At 51.5% G+C, this 17,273-nt stretch carries 14 protein-coding genes and 1 pseudogene; 7 read left to right on the top strand and 8 right to left on the bottom strand.

Annotated features, from left to right (window positions below; all coding sequences use genetic code 11):
• Positions 1 to 85: 85 nt before the first annotated feature.
• Together glyS and glyQ are read right to left on the bottom strand one after the other, a co-directional pair.
• Complete coding sequence (glyS, locus tag BLP64_RS04740) at positions 86 to 2,158, bottom strand: glycine--tRNA ligase subunit beta (protein ID WP_092592283.1); 2,073 nt, start codon at positions 2,156 to 2,158, stop codon at positions 86 to 88.
• Between the two features lie 2 nt (positions 2,159 to 2,160).
• On the bottom strand, positions 2,161 to 3,084 hold the full coding sequence (glyQ, locus tag BLP64_RS04735; protein WP_092592281.1) for a glycine--tRNA ligase subunit alpha: 924 nt from the start codon (positions 3,082 to 3,084) through the stop codon (positions 2,161 to 2,163).
• An 82-nt stretch (positions 3,085 to 3,166) separates the two neighbouring features.
• Here glyQ and BLP64_RS04730 point away from each other — a divergent pair, with 82 nt between their 5' ends.
• The 3 genes and pseudogenes from BLP64_RS04730 (at position 3,167) to tusA (ending at position 4,474) form a co-directional block, all read left to right on the top strand.
• Positions 3,167 to 3,760: a DNA-3-methyladenine glycosylase I gene (locus BLP64_RS04730; RefSeq protein WP_092592279.1), complete on the top strand. Its 594-nt coding sequence runs from the start codon at positions 3,167 to 3,169 to the stop codon at positions 3,758 to 3,760.
• Positions 3,761 to 3,772: 12 nt separating this feature from the next.
• Positions 3,773 to 4,189: pseudogene (locus BLP64_RS04725) on the top strand (N-acetyltransferase family protein); the annotation flags it as partial.
• 27 nt (positions 4,190 to 4,216) lie between these two features.
• Positions 4,217 to 4,474 carry a sulfurtransferase TusA gene (tusA, locus tag BLP64_RS10850; protein WP_199286045.1) on the top strand — a complete coding sequence of 86 codons (258 nt, stop codon included), beginning with the start codon at positions 4,217 to 4,219 and terminating at the stop codon, positions 4,472 to 4,474.
• Between the two features lie 5 nt (positions 4,475 to 4,479).
• Here the strand turns inward: tusA and fadA are convergent, their stop codons facing one another.
• Positions 4,480 to 5,643 carry an acetyl-CoA C-acyltransferase FadA gene (gene fadA / locus BLP64_RS04720; RefSeq protein WP_092592275.1) on the bottom strand — a complete coding sequence of 388 codons (1,164 nt, stop codon included), beginning with the start codon at positions 5,641 to 5,643 and terminating at the stop codon, positions 4,480 to 4,482.
• A gap of 29 nt (positions 5,644 to 5,672) precedes the next feature.
• The gene (gene fadB, locus BLP64_RS04715) at positions 5,673 to 7,814 is read right to left on the bottom strand and encodes a fatty acid oxidation complex subunit alpha FadB (RefSeq protein ID WP_092592273.1); all 2,142 of its coding nucleotides are present in this window, start codon (positions 7,812 to 7,814) and stop codon (positions 5,673 to 5,675) included.
• A gap of 126 nt (positions 7,815 to 7,940) precedes the next feature.
• Between fadB and BLP64_RS04710 the strand changes: the two genes are divergently transcribed.
• The 3 genes from BLP64_RS04710 to BLP64_RS04700 are packed head-to-tail and all read left to right on the top strand — an operon-like array spanning position 7,941 to position 12,005.
• Positions 7,941 to 9,926 (top strand): transglycosylase SLT domain-containing protein, encoded by a 1,986-nt coding sequence (locus BLP64_RS04710; RefSeq protein WP_092592272.1) that lies wholly within the window; start codon positions 7,941 to 7,943, stop codon positions 9,924 to 9,926.
• A gap of 7 nt (positions 9,927 to 9,933) precedes the next feature.
• Positions 9,934 to 10,554, top strand: coding sequence for a YigZ family protein (locus tag BLP64_RS04705; protein ID WP_092592270.1), 621 nt, complete (start codon positions 9,934 to 9,936; stop codon positions 10,552 to 10,554).
• The gene (locus BLP64_RS04700) at positions 10,554 to 12,005 is read left to right on the top strand and encodes a TrkH family potassium uptake protein (protein WP_092592268.1); all 1,452 of its coding nucleotides are present in this window, start codon (positions 10,554 to 10,556) and stop codon (positions 12,003 to 12,005) included. Before BLP64_RS04705 ends, BLP64_RS04700 begins: the two co-directional genes overlap by 1 nt.
• Before the next feature lie 4 nt (positions 12,006 to 12,009).
• On the opposite strand, the gene trkA is transcribed toward BLP64_RS04700, so the two are convergent.
• From trkA to def, 4 genes are read right to left on the bottom strand one after another with little or no spacing between them, the layout of a single operon-like run.
• Positions 12,010 to 13,386, bottom strand: coding sequence for a Trk system potassium transporter TrkA (gene trkA / locus BLP64_RS04695; protein WP_092592266.1), 1,377 nt, complete (start codon positions 13,384 to 13,386; stop codon positions 12,010 to 12,012).
• Positions 13,383 to 14,681, bottom strand: a complete 1,299-nt coding sequence (gene rsmB / locus BLP64_RS04690) for a 16S rRNA (cytosine(967)-C(5))-methyltransferase RsmB (protein WP_092592264.1) — start codon at positions 14,679 to 14,681, stop codon at positions 13,383 to 13,385. The genes trkA and rsmB overlap by 4 nt, the downstream gene beginning before the upstream one ends.
• Positions 14,678 to 15,643 carry a methionyl-tRNA formyltransferase gene (gene fmt, locus BLP64_RS04685; RefSeq protein ID WP_092592262.1) on the bottom strand — a complete coding sequence of 322 codons (966 nt, stop codon included), beginning with the start codon at positions 15,641 to 15,643 and terminating at the stop codon, positions 14,678 to 14,680. Before fmt ends, rsmB begins: the two co-directional genes overlap by 4 nt.
• Positions 15,633 to 16,139 (bottom strand): peptide deformylase, encoded by a 507-nt coding sequence (gene def, locus BLP64_RS04680; protein ID WP_092592260.1) that lies wholly within the window; start codon positions 16,137 to 16,139, stop codon positions 15,633 to 15,635. The genes fmt and def overlap by 11 nt, the downstream gene beginning before the upstream one ends.
• An 87-nt stretch (positions 16,140 to 16,226) precedes the next feature.
• Here def and dprA point away from each other — a divergent pair, with 87 nt between their 5' ends.
• Positions 16,227 to 17,273: a DNA-processing protein DprA gene (gene dprA / locus BLP64_RS04675; RefSeq protein ID WP_092592258.1), complete on the top strand. Its 1,047-nt coding sequence runs from the start codon at positions 16,227 to 16,229 to the stop codon at positions 17,271 to 17,273.

Raw genomic sequence — 17,273 nt, 5'->3', positions numbered from 1 at the left:
GGAGCTGAAAATGCAGCTCCCTTTTTTTAGCTTTGGAAACGAAGAATCTAAATCGATGATCAATCAAGAATCTTGTTGCTATAGTTTAGTTTAAAACGGAAATATCCGCAATTTGTAAAAACAACTCACGCAGCATGTGCAGTAATGCTAAGCGGTTTTGTCGCACTGCTTCATCCTCAGCATTGACCAGCACATGATCAAAAAACGCATCCACTGGCTCTTGTAATTGCGCCAGTGCAGTTAACGCTTGGGTGTAATCCCCTTGGTCTAACGCTTCAGCTGTCACCGTTTGTGCTTGCTGAACCGCTTGTGCGAGAGCGATTTCTTGCTCCTCTTGGAACAATGCTTCATTCAACGTTGTAGGAATATCACCTTCTACCTTAGCTAGGATGTTGCCTACGCGTTTATTTGCTGCGGCTAATGCCTCTGCTGCAGGTAGCTCACGGAAGGCCGTGACGGCTTTAATACGCTGATCAAAATCCACCGGATTGGTTGGGCGGCGTGCTAACACGGCTTGAATCACGTCCACTGCAATCTCTTGTTCCTGATACCAGCTGCGGAAGCGACCTAACAGGAAATCCACCACATCGGTATGCAACTGCTCGGCAGGTACGGTCAGAATATTGCCAAAGCTGTTCTGTGATAGCTGAACCAACTCAGAGAGATCCAGGGAGTAACCTTGTTCCACCATAATCCGTAACAAACCAATGGCAGCGCGACGCAGGGCAAAAGGGTCCCGATCGCCTTTAGGCGTTTGACCAATGCCGAAAATTCCAACTAAGGTGTCGAGTTTATCTGCAATGGCAACTGCCGCACCCTCAACGGTCTGGGGTAACTCATCGCCGGCAAAGCGTGGCAAATAATGCTCATAAATAGCCGTTGCAACGCCTTCTGGCTCTTGGTCGTGGGTTGCATAATGCATTCCCATCACCCCTTGTGTTTCAGGGAATTCCTGCACCATGTGGGAAATTAAATCCGCCTTACAGAGGTAGCCAGCACGTTGGGCAATGGCCGCTTGACCATTCAAGAGGCTGGCAATGGCAGCCGCAACGGTCGCAATCCGGTCAGATTTATCTTTAATGGAACCAAGTTGCTGCTGGAACAATACGTTGCCAAGCGCTTCCACTCGCTCAGCCAAGGGCACCTTTTTATCAGATTCAAAGAAAAACTGGGCGTCGGCAAGGCGAGGGCGCACCACTTTTTCATTCCCAGCAATCACTAACTGAGGATTTTTCGACTCAATATTGGTGACAAACACAAAGGCTGGTAATAATTCGTTTTGTTCATTCACGAGCGGGAAATAGCGTTGGTCGTCTTTCATCGTAACGATTAAAGGCTCCTTCGGCACCGATAAAAACTCTGCATCGAAGGTTGCTGAGAGCACCACGGGCCATTCCACCAAAGCGGTGACTTCATCCACTAAATCAGCGTCTTCTACTACTTTACCGCCAAGCTGTTGGGCCATTTCTGCAATGCCATTAACAATGCGTTGACGCCGTTTATCAAAGTCTGCAATGACCCAAGCTGATTCTAATGCTGACTCATAATCGTTAGCGTTGGCTAGGCTCACTCCCTGAGGTGCATGGAACCGGTGCCCAAGCAGCTGACGATTGGAGGTAACCCCCATTATTTCTGCCGGGATCACGTCACTGCCATACATGAGGGTGACGGTTTTTACTGGGCGAATAAACTGATCAGAGCCTGCACCCCATCGCATTGGCTTAGGAATAGGTAGATTTTTCAACGCGTTAGATACCATTGAAGGGAGTAGGTCGGCCAAAGACTGTCCTTTGACTGAGGCTTTATAGAGCAACCATTCGCCTTTGTCGGTTACCAAGCGCTCGGCGTCCTCTACGCGAATCCCATTACCCCGCGCCCAGCCCTCGGCAGCCTTGGTTGGCTGGCCATTGTCGTCAAACGCCATAGCAATGGCAGGGCCGCGTTTTTCGACCACTTTATCGGGCTGTTGTGAGGCGACGGCTAAGAGCTGTACGGCAAACCGCCGCGGGGTGGCAAAACTTTTTACCTCACCGAAGGCAACATCTTGCTCACGTAGCTGCTGAGTTAATTGCTCGGTAAAGGCGTCACTTAATGCTTTGAGAGACTTTGGAGGAAGCTCTTCGGTGCCAATTTCAACGAGTAGCGTTTCGTAATGCACGGTTAAGCTCCTTCTTCTACTGCTTTAACTGAATCAACTAATGGAAAACCTAATGCTTCGCGTGCGGCGTAATAGCCTTCGGCGCACCCTTTGGCCATGGTGCGAACCCGTAAAATATAGCGTTGTCGCTCGGTGACAGAAATCGCATTACGCGCATCCAACAAGTTAAATGCATGGGAAGCGCGCATCACTTGCTCGTACGCGGGCAAGGGCAAGTTCACTGAAAGTAGATGGGCACACTCTTTCTCGCAAGCTTCAAACCGCGCAAACAAGGTTGCAACATCGGCATGCTCGAAGTTATAGGTGGATTGTTCCACTTCATTTTGGTGAAACACGTCGCGGTAATACATTTTGCCGCGTGGGCCATCGGTCCAAACGAGGTCATAAATGCTATCGACGCCCTGCACATACATGGCGAGGCGCTCTAGACCATAGGTGATTTCACCGGCTACGGGCTTGCATTCAAGTCCGCCCACCTGCTGGAAGTAAGTGAATTGAGTGACTTCCATGCCGTTGAGCCAAACTTCCCAGCCCAAGCCCCAGGCTCCCAAAGTAGGGGATTCCCAGTTGTCTTCGACGAAGCGAATGTCATGGACCAAGGGGTCGAAGCCTAATACCTCTAAAGAGCCAAGATAGAGCTCTTGTAAGTTACTTGGTGATGGTTTCATCAACACTTGAAACTGATAGTAGTGCTGCAGACGGTTCGGGTTTTCGCCGTAGCGACCGTCGGTAGGACGACGGCAGGGCTGCACATACGCAAAGTTTGCTGGTTCGGGGCCAACCGAACGTAAGAACGTCATTGGGTGGAAGGTTCCGGCGCCAACTTCCATATCCAATGGCTGGACAATGGCGCAACCTTGCTGCGCCCAGTAATCTTGCAGGGCTAATATCAGCCCTTGGAAGGTTTTTACATCATAGCTTGCCATGCGATTTCTCGTGCTGATTTTTAATTAGAATTAGCGTAAATTATACCCTTTGTTGGCCCGAGGTTACAGGATACCACGTGAAATGACGACAATAATTCACCGTTGCCATTGGTGTGGCACTGATCCTGACTATGTTCGTTATCATGACCAGGTGTGGGGCCGTCCGGTGCGTGATAGCCAAGAATTATTTGCCAAACTTTGCCTTGAGGGACAACAAGCTGGATTAAGCTGGATCACTATTCTACGAAAACAGCAGCATTACGAAAATGCATTTTGTCAGTTTAATCCCTACCAATTGGTCACCATGCCGCAAGCCCAGCGTGATGCGTTGATCCACAATGCTGGTATTGTGCGGAATCGGTTAAAAATTGCCGCCATTTTTAAAAATGCCGGAGCTTATCTTGCACTGGCCGAGCAAGGCATTGCGTTCAATGCGTTTTTATGGGAATTCAGTCAAGGCAAGCCGCGGATATTTGCTCGTCAGGGCGGTGATATCCCGGCTACCGATGAGGTCTCTGATGCCATGGCGAAAGCATTAAAAAAATTAGGGTTTAGCTTCGTTGGCAGCACCATCTGCTACGCCTTAATGCAGGCCGTTGGGATGGTCAATGACCATGTGGTTGATTGCCATTGTTATGCGTCCATTTGTGAGCAAATGGAAACTTTTTCACTTTAATAAGAGATAATTATGCTTGAGATAGTACGGGTGGATTATCACAATCCGAGCCACCGCGACGCCTTACTGACATTATTAAATCACTACGCCTGTGACCCTATGGGCGGCGGTGAGCCACTTCCAGCACAAACTCAAGCAACATTATTGGATGAAATGGCCAAACGGCCCCAGGTGTTTTCGTTCCTGGCATACCTGAACGATCAGCCGGTTGGCTTAGTGAACTGTGTGGAAGGGTTTTCCACGTTTGCGGCGAAGCCGTTAATCAACGTGCATGATATTGCTGTGTTGGATGGTTATCGGGGGCAGGGCATTGCCCAGAAATTACTCGCGGCAGTAGAGGCCGAGGCAGTCCAACGGGGTTGTTGTAAGCTCACCCTCGAAGTGTTGCAAGGCAATGAGCCTGGGCAATTGGCTTATCGCAAGTATGGATTTGAGCCCTATCAACTCGATGCCAGCATGGGCAAAGCGGAATTTTGGCAGAAAGTATTGCCGAGCAAGCAATTGGATACCTTGGGCTTGCGCTGTCCTGAGCCGGTGATGATGGTGCGCGTTGCTATTCGCAATATGGCGCCGGGAGACATGCTCGAAGTGATTGCAGATGACCCTGCAACAACCCGGGATATTCCGAGTTTCTGTCGTTTTATGGATCATGAGTTGGTTGCGGCCGAAACCGCAACCACCCCATATCGTTACGTCATTCGCAAAGGCAGCTGAGCGGATTAAATCCGCTCAAATACCGTCGCAATCCCTTGGCCGAAGCCGATACACATGGTTGCGACACCTAAGGTGGCATCCTTGGCTTCCATGAGATTGATCAAGGTGGTCGAAATACGCGCCCCTGAACAACCTAAGGGGTGTCCTAAGGCAATGGCGCCGCCATTCAGGTTGACTTTATCATCCATCACATCGAGCAGCCCCAAGCCTTTTAATACCGGCAATGATTGTGCTGCGAACGCTTCGTTCAGCTCCCACAAATCAATATCGGCTACCGATAAGCCGGCGCGCTTCAGTGCCTTTTCGGTGGCTGGCACAGGGCCATAGCCCATAATGGATGGATCACAGCCAGCAACCGCCATGGCGCGAATACGTACGCGTGGTGTTAGTCCCAGCGCTTTTGCTTTCTCAGCGCTCATTAACAACACTGCTGCCGCACCGTCAGAAAGTGCAGATGAGGTTCCTGCAGTTACGGTACCATTCACCGGATCAAAGACTGGACGTAAGGCAGCCAAGGCTTCAACCGTGGTTTCAGGGCGAATAACTTCGTCAGTTTTGACCAAGTGCAACACGCCATCGGCATCGTGACCTTCAATGGGCAAGATTTCGTTGGCGAAGCGGCCTTCCACCGTTGCGGCATGAGCACGCTGGTGAGACCGTGCGCCAAAAGCGTCTTGCGCGGCGCGATCAATGCCAAACTTGCGTGCCAACAACTCGGCGGTCATGCCCATGCTGCCAGCTGCTCGCGCAACTGATTTATTCAGCCCAGGGTGGAAGTCAATGCCGTGCGTCATGGGAACGTGCCCCATGTGCTCGACACCCCCAGCAATCATGATGTCACCATCGCCGTGCATAATGGCGCGTGCAGCATCGTGAATTGCCTGCATGGACGAGCCACACAAACGGTTTACGGTGACGGCTGCAACATGGTGTGGAATTCCGGCTAAAAGTGCCGCATTGCGCCCAATGTTAAAGCCTTGCTCAAGGGTCTGCTGAACACAGCCCCAGTAAATATCTTCCAGTTCGTTCACATCAACTTGTGGATTACGTCGTAATAATCCTTGCATCAAATGCGCCGATAAATCTTCGGCGCGGACGTGACGAAACACCCCATTCTTAGAGCGTCCCATGGGGGTACGAATACAATCGACAATCACTACATCTTTCATAGAATCCTCCGTTAGCTCAACGCGTTGGCTTAACCGGCTAAGTATGATTTACCCGCCTTGGCCATGTCACGCAGGCCATCGGTTACGTGATACATTTCACCTAAGTGTGCATAGCTGTCGGCCAGAGCAATAAACTTATCTAGGCCGATGGTTTCTAAGTAACGGAACGGTCCACCGCGGAACGGAGGGAAGCCTAAACCGTACAATAACGCAATGTCACACTCAGCGGCAGAAGCAACGATGCCTTCTTCAAGGCAACGTACACACTCATTCACCATGGGAATCATACAGCGAGCAATGATGTCTTCCGCGGCCATGGTTTTATTGGTGATGCCAAGCAGTTCATAAACTTCTGGCGCATGCTCTTTTGCAGGACGACCTTTTTTATCAACGCCGTAATTGTAGAAGCCTTTGCCATTTTTCTGGCCTAAGCGCTCTGCTGCAGCAAGCTTGGCGATGACCCCGTTTGCATCACGTGGCATCCGGCTCGGGAAGCCTTCGGCCATAACTAAGGTGCAATAATCAGCGGTATCAATGCCAACCACGTCGGTCAGGTAAGCAGGGCCCATCGGCCAGCCAAATTCACGCTCCATCACTTTATCGATGGCCGTGAAGTCGACACCTTCTTCAACCAAACCGCTAAACCCTGCTAAGTATGGGAATAACACACGGTTGACTAAGAAGCCTGGGCAATCGTTTACGACAATCGCTGTTTTTCCCATCTGAGTGGCATAGGCCACTACGGCCGCTACGGTTTCATCGGAGGTTTTTTCCCCACGAATAATTTCAACCAGCGGCATTTTATGCACCGGGTTAAAGAAGTGCATGCCACAGAAACGGCTTGGATCACGCAAACTCTTCGCTAAGCGATCAATTGAAATGGTCGAGGTATTGGACACGATAATGGCGTCTGGACCAACAATATCTTCCATTTGCGCCAGTACTTTGGCCTTAACGTCCGGGTTTTCGACCACTGCTTCCACAACAATATCCACGCCTTTTACGGCATCGTCTAATAATGTTGGGGTGATGGAGGAGAGCACTTGTGCCATTTTCTTATGGTCCATGCGCCCACGTTCCACCAATTTACCGAGGATCTTGCTGGCTTCTTTCATGCCTAAATCCAAGGCGTCTTGACGGATATCCTTCATGACCACAGGCACGCCTTTGTAGGCGGATTGGTAAGCAATGCCACCGCCCATAATGCCCGCGCCTAGTACGGCTGCGCGCTCAATGCGACGGGTGGCCTGTTTGCTGGTTTTCTTGGCTTTACTTTTCACTAATTGGTCGGCCATGAAAATGCCAACTTGAGCACGGCAGGCATCCGTTTGAGTGAGCCCCACAAAGGCTTCGTTTTCTGCTTTGAGAGCTGCTTCACGAGCATGCTTCGCACCGTCTTCAATGGCTTTAATGGCAGCGTGAGGAGCAGGATAGTGTTTCCCTGCCTGCGCTGCCGCCATGGCTTTTGCGGTGGCAAAGGTCATGGTGAGTTCAGTGTCATTGGCTTTTAATGGCTCAAGTTTTGGTTGACGTTTCGCGCGCCAGTCCAAGTCACCGGCAGCGGCTGCTTTGACCATTTTGAGGGCTGCTTCACGTAGTTTCTCGGGAGCAACCACAGCGTCCACAAGGCCAATTTTTAACGCATCATCTGGACGATTGTTTTTACCCGTGGTGATCAGTTCCATGGCATTATCTGGGCCAATAATGCGAGGTAAGCGCATGGTGCCACCAAAGCCAGGAATTAAGCCAAGTTTTACTTCCGGTAGACCGATCACAGCGGTGGTGTCGACCACACGGTAGTCACAGGCGAGGGCTGCTTCACAACCGCCGCCTAACGCGAACCCAGTCACTGCAGCAGCAGTTGGGACTGGCAAATCTTCTAATTGATCAAATACGCGAGATGCTTTGGCAACCCACACCTTAGTTTGCTCCACATCGGCAAACAAGGTTAAAAATTCGGTAATGTCGGCGCCAACAATGAAGGTTGGCTTCGCGCTGGTTAAAATCACACCGCGCAAATCTTTGGTATTGGCGAGTGTGGTGAGCGCAGTGCTGAATTCTTCCAAGGTTTTCTGGTCAAACTTGTTAACGGAGCCGGCTGCTGCAAACTGTAGTTCAGCAATCCCGTCTTCAACAAACTCAACCCGAATGCTATCCCCCTGATAAATCATGTTCGATCTCCTTGAGCGGTTACTGATAATCAGATTGCTTTCGGTTAAAGTGGTTCTTATAGTCGTTATAGAGTGTGGCCCGAATAGGGTAAATTTTCAATCTATTTTTAAACGTGCGTTTGAATTATGACACAGTGGTTTCAATCATTGCATAGGGTCGTTATCTACACCTTGTTGGGCGTTGCGCTGACGGCTGCGCCCAAGGTACTCGCCGAGCCCAGCCAGACAACCACCCAACTGGAGCAACAGCGTGAACTGTTTCTGCAAGCTGAAACCGCGTTGACTCGCCGCCAGCTGAATGAGTTTGAAAATTATTATAAGCAGTTGGGGGATTACCCGTTACGTCCTTATCTTGAGGCACAATACTTGCGCGAGCGCGCTCGGTTGGATGAGGTTGACCGCGTTTATCAATTTTTAGCGGAACATGAGTTGTCCCCCTTGGTACGCACAGTGCGGCAATCATGGTTGGGGCGGTTCATGCGGCGGCAGGACTATGATGCGTTTTTGCAACTTTATCGCTTAAACCCAGGCAATGGGGGCACCTATCAGCAACAGTGTTTTGCGGTGACCGCCCAGCTAGCGCTTTATCCTGAACGACGGGACGCCACGCTACGGTTGGTGAATGATATTTGGCTGACAGGGGAATCCTTGCCGAAAGCCTGTGACCCACTGCTCAAAGAGTGGGAAGAAGCAGGGTTACGTTCCACCGATTTAATTTGGCAGCGGGTGGTGTTGGCGGGGGACGGCGGCCGGCATACCTTGATTCCTTATTTGCAGCGCTTATTGCCTGATAACATGCAGTATTTGGCGGAGCACTTCCATCGGGTGCGCCGTAATCCCGGCCAAATTGGGCAATTTAAGTATTTGCATGGCGACTTTCCCGAGCATGAAGCCCAAATTGTGACCTATGGGTTCGGTCGTATGATTTGGCGCGAACCAGAACGCGCACTGCGCCGCTGGCACCAGCTGCCAGAACATATTCAGCTGACCCCTGAGCAAGATTTAAAAATTCGCCAAACCTTTGCCGTCGCACTCAGTGCCAAGGGCATGTCTCAAGCTCGGGAGTGGTTGGCCCAGCTGGCGCCCCATGAACATACCGACGTGACCTTGCATTGGCAGTTGGCGCAATGGCTAAGAGATCAAGACTGGGCCGCGATGCTTGCTTTTGTGCCACAGTTATCAGTGGAACAGCAGCAGTCGGGGCAGTGGCAATACTGGTACGCCCGTGCGTTAGCAGCGACTCAACAGCCTGAGGCAGGTCAAGCGGTATTACAGCCTTTGGCCGAGCAACGGAGTTATTATGGTTTCTTGGCGGCAGCTCACCTGCAGCAACCGTTATCCCTCAGCGACACCCCGTTGCAAGTAACGCCTGAAACGTTGCATCGAGTGCGGCAATTGCCTGGGGTACAACGCGCCTATGAATTATTGCAATTGGAGCGCACGTTAGATGCTCGCCGCGAATGGAATGCTTTATTAGAACACTCTGCGGCCACCGATCAGCGTGCCTTAGCGCGCATTGCCCATGAATGGGGCTGGCATGACCAAAGTATTTATACGCTGGGATTGCTGCAGGAATTCGATGCCGTTGAAGAACGTTTCCCCATGGCCTTTTTGGATCTTCATGAACGTTTTGCCGACGCTGCGCAAATTGATGTGAATTGGGCGTTAGCAGTTTCGCGACGGGAAAGTGCGTTTCGGGTGGATGCGTATTCCCACGCTGGCGCGTACGGGCTCATGCAATTGCTGCCAAGCACCGCCAAACTTGTGGAGCGAGCCGATGTCAGTGCCCATGAACTCTACCAACCAGCTCGTAACATCCGGCTCGGCACGCGCTACTTGGCAAACTTGCAACGGCGTTTGGATGGCAATTGGATCTTGGCGACCGCAGCGTATAATGCAGGCATTTATCGGGTGGTCGATTGGTTGCCCGCCGAAGGGATGGAAGCGGACCGTTGGATTGAGCTCATCCCTTATGCGGAAACCCGCAATTATGTGAAGCAAGTGTTGATGTATCAACAGGTTTATCGCGCCCTTCGTGACCAAGAGCAACAGCCACAGTTATTTGCTGAGCTCGTTCCGATGCGAGTGAGTAAAGCGCAGTATCAACGTTAGGAAAGTCATGAGTGGATATCAGGTGCCCAGCGCACCAGCGACACATGAGTTAGTGATTAAAAACAGTCGTTTTATTACGTCGTTATGGCCTGTTTCAAGTGCTGCGGAGCATCAGCAGCATTTACGTTATTGTCAGCAAGAGTGGCCTGGTGCTACGCATTATTGTACGGCGGCCATTTGGGGGGCTCCGAATAACAGCCAAGCCTATGCCATGAGCGATGATGGCGAGCCCTCGGGAACCGCAGGTCGGCCCATGTTTCATGTGCTTCAAAGCAGTGGGTTAGGCGAGGTGTCGGTGATCGTGGTGCGTTATTTTGGCGGCATCAAGTTAGGGACGGGTGGGCTCCAGCGGGCGTACAGTCAAGCTGTCAGTGAGGTCCTAAAATGCGTGACGACCACGCCGAAAATATTGCGCAAAACCGCCCAAATCAACTACGATTACGGGGACCAAAGCGTGGTGACCCATACCTTACAAAAATATGATGCGGTTATCGCAACGCAAGAGTTTACGGATGTCATTGAAATGCAACTAGAGGTGGTTGCAGACACGGCCTCCGCACTACAAACGGAACTAACCAACATGACTCAAGGGCGCGTAATCATGACCATTGCGGACGAGGCTTCCTAATGCGATGGCGTGGTATTTTAAGAACATTAGGTTTATTAATCTGCTTGTTCAGCGTCACCCTCATCCCGCCCGCTTTAATTGCGCTTTGGTATCAAGATGGCGGCGGTTTAGCGTTTTTAGTGGCATTTGTCGTAAGCCTCATTGTGGGGTTTTGGGTGTGGTACCCGAACCGCGCTGCATATTCTGACCTGAAAGTTCGCGATGGTTTTTTACTGACCGTGCTGTTTTGGTCGGTGTTGGGCTGTGTCGGCATCCTGCCCTTTTGGTTTACCGGTGAACTCGGGCTCAGTTTTACCGATGCCGCATTCGAGTCGTTTTCGGGCTTAACCACCACCGGTGCCACCGTCCTGAGCGGCATTGAAACCCTTCCTCACAGCATTCTTTACTACCGACAGCAATTGCAATGGCTCGGCGGTATGGGGATTATCGTGTTAGCGGTCGCTATTTTACCCATGTTAGGCATTGGTGGCATGCAGCTCTATCGCGCTGAAATTCCGGGGCCATTAAAAGATGCCAAGATGACGCCGCGCATTGCCGATACTGCCAAACACTTATGGTACATCTATGTGGCGCTAACGGTGGCCTGCGCAGCCGCCTATAAAGTTGCTGGCATGGGGTGGTTTGACGCTATTGGCCATGCATTTTCCACGGTCTCGGTGGGAGGCTTTAGTACCTATGATGCCAATTTAGGCTATTTCGATAGTGCTTTGATTAACACCATTTGTGGCATTTTTCTGCTGTTGTCAGCGATGAATTTTGCCGTTCACTACGCGGCCATTACTGGGCGTTCGTTCCGCAGTTATACCCAGGACTCTGAAGTGCGTGCATTCATGCTGGTTCAAGTGACGTTATTCGTTGTGGTGTTTGTGACTTTGTTGAGTCAGCAGGTGTTTGGTAGTGCTGCTGAAACTTTGGATCAAGCCTTTATTCAGAGCGTATCGATTAGCACCACCGCCGGCTTTACCACCGCAGATTTCTCGGTGTGGCCGCTATTTATTCCAGTGCTGTTGATTTTAGCTAGCTTCATTGGGGGCTGTGCCAGTTCCACCGCTGGCGGCTTGAAAGTAGTGCGTGTGTTGCTACTAGCACGGCAGGGGGTGCGTGAATTGAATCGGTTGGTTCATCCACAAGGCGTGTATTCGGTAAAACTAGGTTCGCGTATTGTGCCGCCTCGGGTAGTGGAAGCGGTGTGGGGCTTTTTTGCCGCCTATGCGCTGGTCTTTGCCGTGATCATGCTGGGTTTATTAGCCACTGGGTTGGATCAAGTCACGGCATTTTCTGCGGTCGCCGCCTGTTTAAATAATTTAGGTCCAGGCTTTGGCGAGGTGGTGCAAAACTATGCGGATATTTCAGCTCCAGCTAAATGGATGCTGATGCTTGCGATGTTGTTTGGGCGGTTAGAAATCTTCACCATCTTGGTGCTCTTAACCCCCACTTTCTGGCGTAGTTAAAGTGCTAGAAGAAGAGGGCGCCGGGTTGGAATAGGTGCTCAACTTCGCCGATATATTGCTTATCTACTAAGAACACAATCACGTGGTCATCGGCCTGTAAAATGGTGTCGTGGTGAGCAATCAGCACCTCATGACCGCGCACAATGGCGCCAATGGTTGCGCCGGGTGGTAATTTAATTTCATCAATGCTTTTGCCAATGACTTTGGAGGTTTGTTCATCGCCATGGGCAATCACCTCAATCGCCTCTGCAACGCCTTTACGGAGTGAGTAAGCATTCACTATATCGCCTTTTCTGACCAGCGAAAGTAAGGATGAAACAGTGGCACGTTGCGGTGAAATTGCGATATCGATGACGTGATCTTGGGTTAATTCAATATAGGCTTGGCGCTGAATTAGCACCATGGTTTTCTTCGCACCGAGCCGTTTGGCGAGCATGGCCGACATAATATTGGCCTCATCGTCATTGGTCACGGCAATAAATACATCCATGTCATCCACGTTTTCGTCTAGCAACAATCGTTCATCAGAGGCATTGCCATACAGCACGGTGGTTTTTTCTAAGCGTTCGTTTAATGCTTCCGCGCGCTCGGGATTCTGCTCGATCAGCTTCACATAGTGCTGATTTTCTAATTGTGCCGCCAAGCCCGCACCGACATTGCCGCCCCCAGCAATCAGGATGCGTCGATAAGGGTTTTCAAGTCTCTGCATGGCTTCCATCACCGTTCGTACAGCGCGCGTATCAGTGACAAAAAATACTTCATCGCCGGCTTCGATGATGGTGGTTCCAGTTGGTTTAATCGCGTGTCCGCGCCGAAAAATTGCAGCAACTCGGGCCTCGGCGTTAGATAGGTGATTTTTTAACGCAGCAATGGGGTGGCCCACCAGTTTGCCGCCATAATAAGCACGCACCGCCACTAAGCTGGCTCTGCCATTGGCAAACTCCACCACTTGCAACGCACCCGGGTAATCCACCAAGCGTTTAATATAATCCGTGACTTGTTGCTCCGGTGAAATGACGTGGTCAACGGGAAGGTCATCTTTATGGAACAGGGAATCGGCAAAATCACTGTATTCATGTGAGCGAATACGGGCAATCCGCTTGGGTGTTTTGAATAGGGTGTAGGCCACCTGACATGCCATCATGTTGATTTCATCACTGGTGGTGACGGCAATGAGCATGTCGGCATCTTCGCACCCGGCTGCGCGCAACACGCGTGGATGCGAGGCGTGGCCCTCAATGGTACGAATATCAAGGGCTTCAGCAAGTGATTCCAATCGACGTTTATCAGTATCGACAACAGTAATATCGTTATCTTCGCCTACCAGGTTCTCAGCAAGGGTTGCCCCAACCTGTCCGCCGCCTAGAATCACAATTTTCATGGTCGTTTTTCCAGAGTTGCATAAAAGAAGCCGTCACCATCGTTTTCGCCTGGCAACCATTGCCACTCTAGCGCACCGGTTGGTGCGGTCGCAACCTGAATTGCATCAGCGGTGTGGTCGATAAATCTCGCAATTTGCTGGGTATTTTCTTCTGCCAAAATTGAGCAAGTTGCGTACAGCAGAGTACCGCCCGGTTTTAATAATGGCCAAAGGGTTTGCAAAATCTGCTGCTGTAAGGTGGCCAACTCAGTAATATCAGTGGCACGCCGTAACCATTTTATATCAGGATGACGGCGGATCACGCCGGTTGCTGAACAGGGCGCGTCGAGTAGAATTCGATCAAATAGTTGACCATCCCACCAATCAGTTTGGGTGGCGTCGGCCACTTGTACTTGCGCTTGCAAGCCTAGGCGCTGCAAGTTGTCGTGCACCCGGGTTAAGCGCTGCTCATCCACATCAATGGCGAGTACCTGAGCCGTAGGCTGACGTTCTAAAATGTGCGCCGTTTTCCCTCCTGGGGCAGCGCAGCAGTCCAAAATACGCTCACCGGCTTGGGCGTTCAATAAATAGACCGCGTGTTGTGCAGCAATGTCTTGCACTGATACCCAGCCGTCTGCGAAATGGGGCAAGGATTGCACATCCACGGCTTGCGCTAATTGAATGGCACTGCTGAGCGGTGCTTGGGGCAGGGCGTCAATACCTGCTTGTGCCAGCAAGGCTAAATAGTTGTCGCGGGTGGTGTACTGTTCGTTAATGCGAAGCCACATGGGCGCTTGAGCATTATTGGCTGCAATAACTTGTGCGGCTTGCTGCGGATAATGCGTATGAATCGCGTCTGCCAACCAGCGCGGATGGGCATGGCTGAGTTGTGGGTGTGCGGCAATGGCTGCTTGTAATTCAGGCCATTGGCGCTGAATATTGCGCAATACCGCGTTGACTAGCCCTTTTTGTTTACTGCGTTTCAGTAAATGGGCAGCGTCCACGGTGGCGGATACAGCCGCATGTTCAGCAGCGCCCATGTAGGTAAGTTGGTAAGCGCCCACTAACAAAAGACTGTGGAGGGGCAGTAGTTCCCCTTTCAGCGGCTTGGCCAGCTGTTGGCTAATCATGTAATTCAACGGTGGTAAAAAGCGCAATGTGCCGTAGGCTAATGCTTGCGCCATGCCTTTATCTCGACCACTCAGTGAGCGGGTGAGCTGTGGCAACGCCTGACTTAAGGAGCGCCCTTGTTCAACCACTTGGAACACTGCTTGAGCCGCGGCGGCACGGCTCTCCGCACCGGCCCAGGTGCTCATGATGTCCCCGTTGGTAGTTGCGTGCCAACCACGAGCCAATCACTGCGACCGTTCAAGAAATCGGTGGCAGACATGGGCTTCTTACCGGCGGGTTGCAGCTGGGTGATGCGCAACGCTCCTTGCCCGGTTTGAATCACAATACCGTGCTTATCGGCGTGTAACACTGTGCCTGCAGGGGCGGTACTCTGTTGGTTATCGACTTGCGCTTGCCACACCTTAATGATTTCACCATTCGCGGCAGGGAACCAGCAGATCGGCCAAGGATTAAATGCGCGCACCCAACGCTCCAACTGCACTGCTGGCAATTGCCAGTCCAGTTGTGCTTCTTCTTTGGAGAGTTTATGGGCGTAGGTGGCTTGGCTATCGTCCTGCGGCTGGGCTTGGTCAAGAAGCGTTGGTAATTGGGCCAATGCCTCACATAAGGCTTTAGGGCCTAGTTCGGCCAGCTTCTCGTATAAACTTGCAGAGGTGTCGGTCGGTAGAATGGGCAGTTTTGCCTCTAACAGCACCGGCCCGGTATCCAGCCCGGCTTCCATCCGCATAATGGCCACGCCCGTTTCATCATCGCCGGCCCACAGCGCACGTTGAATCGGTGCTGCGCCGCGCCAGCGAGGTAATAAGGAACCGTGCACGTTCACACAGCCGTAGGTTGGGATATCCAGCACCGCTTGGGGCAGGAGGAGTCCATAGGCAACGACCACCATCACATCGGGTGCATAGTCCCGTAATTGCTGCTGCGCCTCGGCAGATTTGAGTGACACGGGTTGCTCAACGGGCAGCTGATGCGCTTGGGCAAGCTGTTTGACGGCACTGGCTTGCAGCTTTTTGCCACGTCCAGCAGGGCGGTCCGGCTGTGTATAGACAGCAACCACTTCCCAGCGCTCATCTGCTAACAATGCGGCCAAATGTTGGGCGGCAAATTCCGGTGTTCCGGCAAAGACAATTCGTTGTTTATTCGCCATTGAGCCGCGCTTCTTTTTCCAGCTTTTTGCGAATACGGTCACGCTTTAGGGGCGATAAGTAATCCACGAATAACTTGCCATTTAAATGGTCAATCTCGTGCTGAATACAAATCGCGAGTAGTCCTTCAGTGGTTAAACTAAAGGGTTGCCCATTGCGATCGAGAGCTTGCACCGTCACTTTCCCAGCGCGTTCAACTTTGGCATACACGCCAGGGAAGGATAAGCAGCCTTCTTCGTTGGTAAATTCCCCTTCTTTGGCGGTAATTTCAGGGTTAATAAATACCAACGGCTCATCTTGATCAGCGCTGCAGTCGGCGACAAATAACCGGTAATGAAAATCCACTTGAGTGGCAGCTAAGCCCACGCCATTGGATTCATACATGGTTTCCAGCATGTCATCGATTTGGTTCCGCAACGCGTCATCCACTTGCTCAATTGGCTGTGCGACGGTGCGTAAACGTTCGTCTGGGTATTTCAAAATAGTTAATTTACTCATAACCTTTCATTCAATTAATTCAACTTAGCCAATTTTACCTTAATTTGAGGGTAAACACACGAATTTACAACCGTTGAGAGGTTCCGCATGGATGCAGAATTGGCCGAGCAGGTGCTCGCTCTAGCAAGTGCCCCGACCAGGCATCGTCGCTATTTACGTTCGCTGAGTTCGATCGACCACATGCTGGCGCATGCGAACCATTCCAAGACGGTGATTGCGCCCGCTCATTGCCGCCATTTTATGCAGTGGTTGCGGCACCCAGATTGTCGGTATATCACCATTCGTGACGCCGCTTATCCAGAGCGCTTGCGGCAAATTGATGATCCTCCGTTGGTGTTGTTTGTCAGTGGCAACGCCGAATTGTTGCAGGTACCGCAAGTGGCGATTATTGGCAGTCGCAATGCATCCCCAATTGGCCTGCATACGGCGGATTATTTTGCGCGAGGGCTCACCCAAGCGGGGGTGTTAGTTAGCAGTGGGCTGGCAACGGGAATTGATGGGGCTGCTCATCGCGGTGCGCTGGCACAAGGCGCCACGTTGGCCGTACTAGGAAATGGCACGGATATCTATTACCCGCCACGTCATCGGCAATTACAACAACAAGTGCGCCAAGCGGGCGTGTTGGTATCGGAATTTGCGCCTGGTATGCCGCCTAAGCGGGATCATTTTCCGCGGCGCAATCGTATTTTAAGCGGGTTATCGTCGTTGATACTGATTATCGAGGCGAAGTTACGCAGCGGTACCATGACCACGGCTGGGCTGGCTCAGGCGCAGAACAAAGATATTTGGGTGGTGCCCGGATCCATGTGGGACGTTGCCTTTAGCGGCAGTTTCAAACTCCTCAAAGAAGGGGCTGGATTAGCCACCTCGGTGGATGACCTTTTGCGGGAGTTGAATTTTGCCGTGCCGCCACCATCTAGTCAGGCAGTGCCATCCGATAAAATTAATTCCACGCGGAGCTTGGCAAACCACCAATTGTTGGCTAATGTGGGATTGGAAGTCACTTCGGTTGATACGATTGTCGCACGCAGTGGGCTACCCATAGCGATTGTGACAGAACAATTGGTGATGTTAGAACTAGAGGGCGTTGTTACCTCAGTTCCTGGCGGTTACATCAGAATGGGGAGGCGCTAA

This window comes from Pseudidiomarina indica, assembly GCF_900104245.1.
Classification (GTDB): domain Bacteria; phylum Pseudomonadota; class Gammaproteobacteria; order Enterobacterales; family Alteromonadaceae; genus Pseudidiomarina; species Pseudidiomarina indica.
This window is presented reverse-complemented; position numbering and strand designations above follow the sequence as displayed.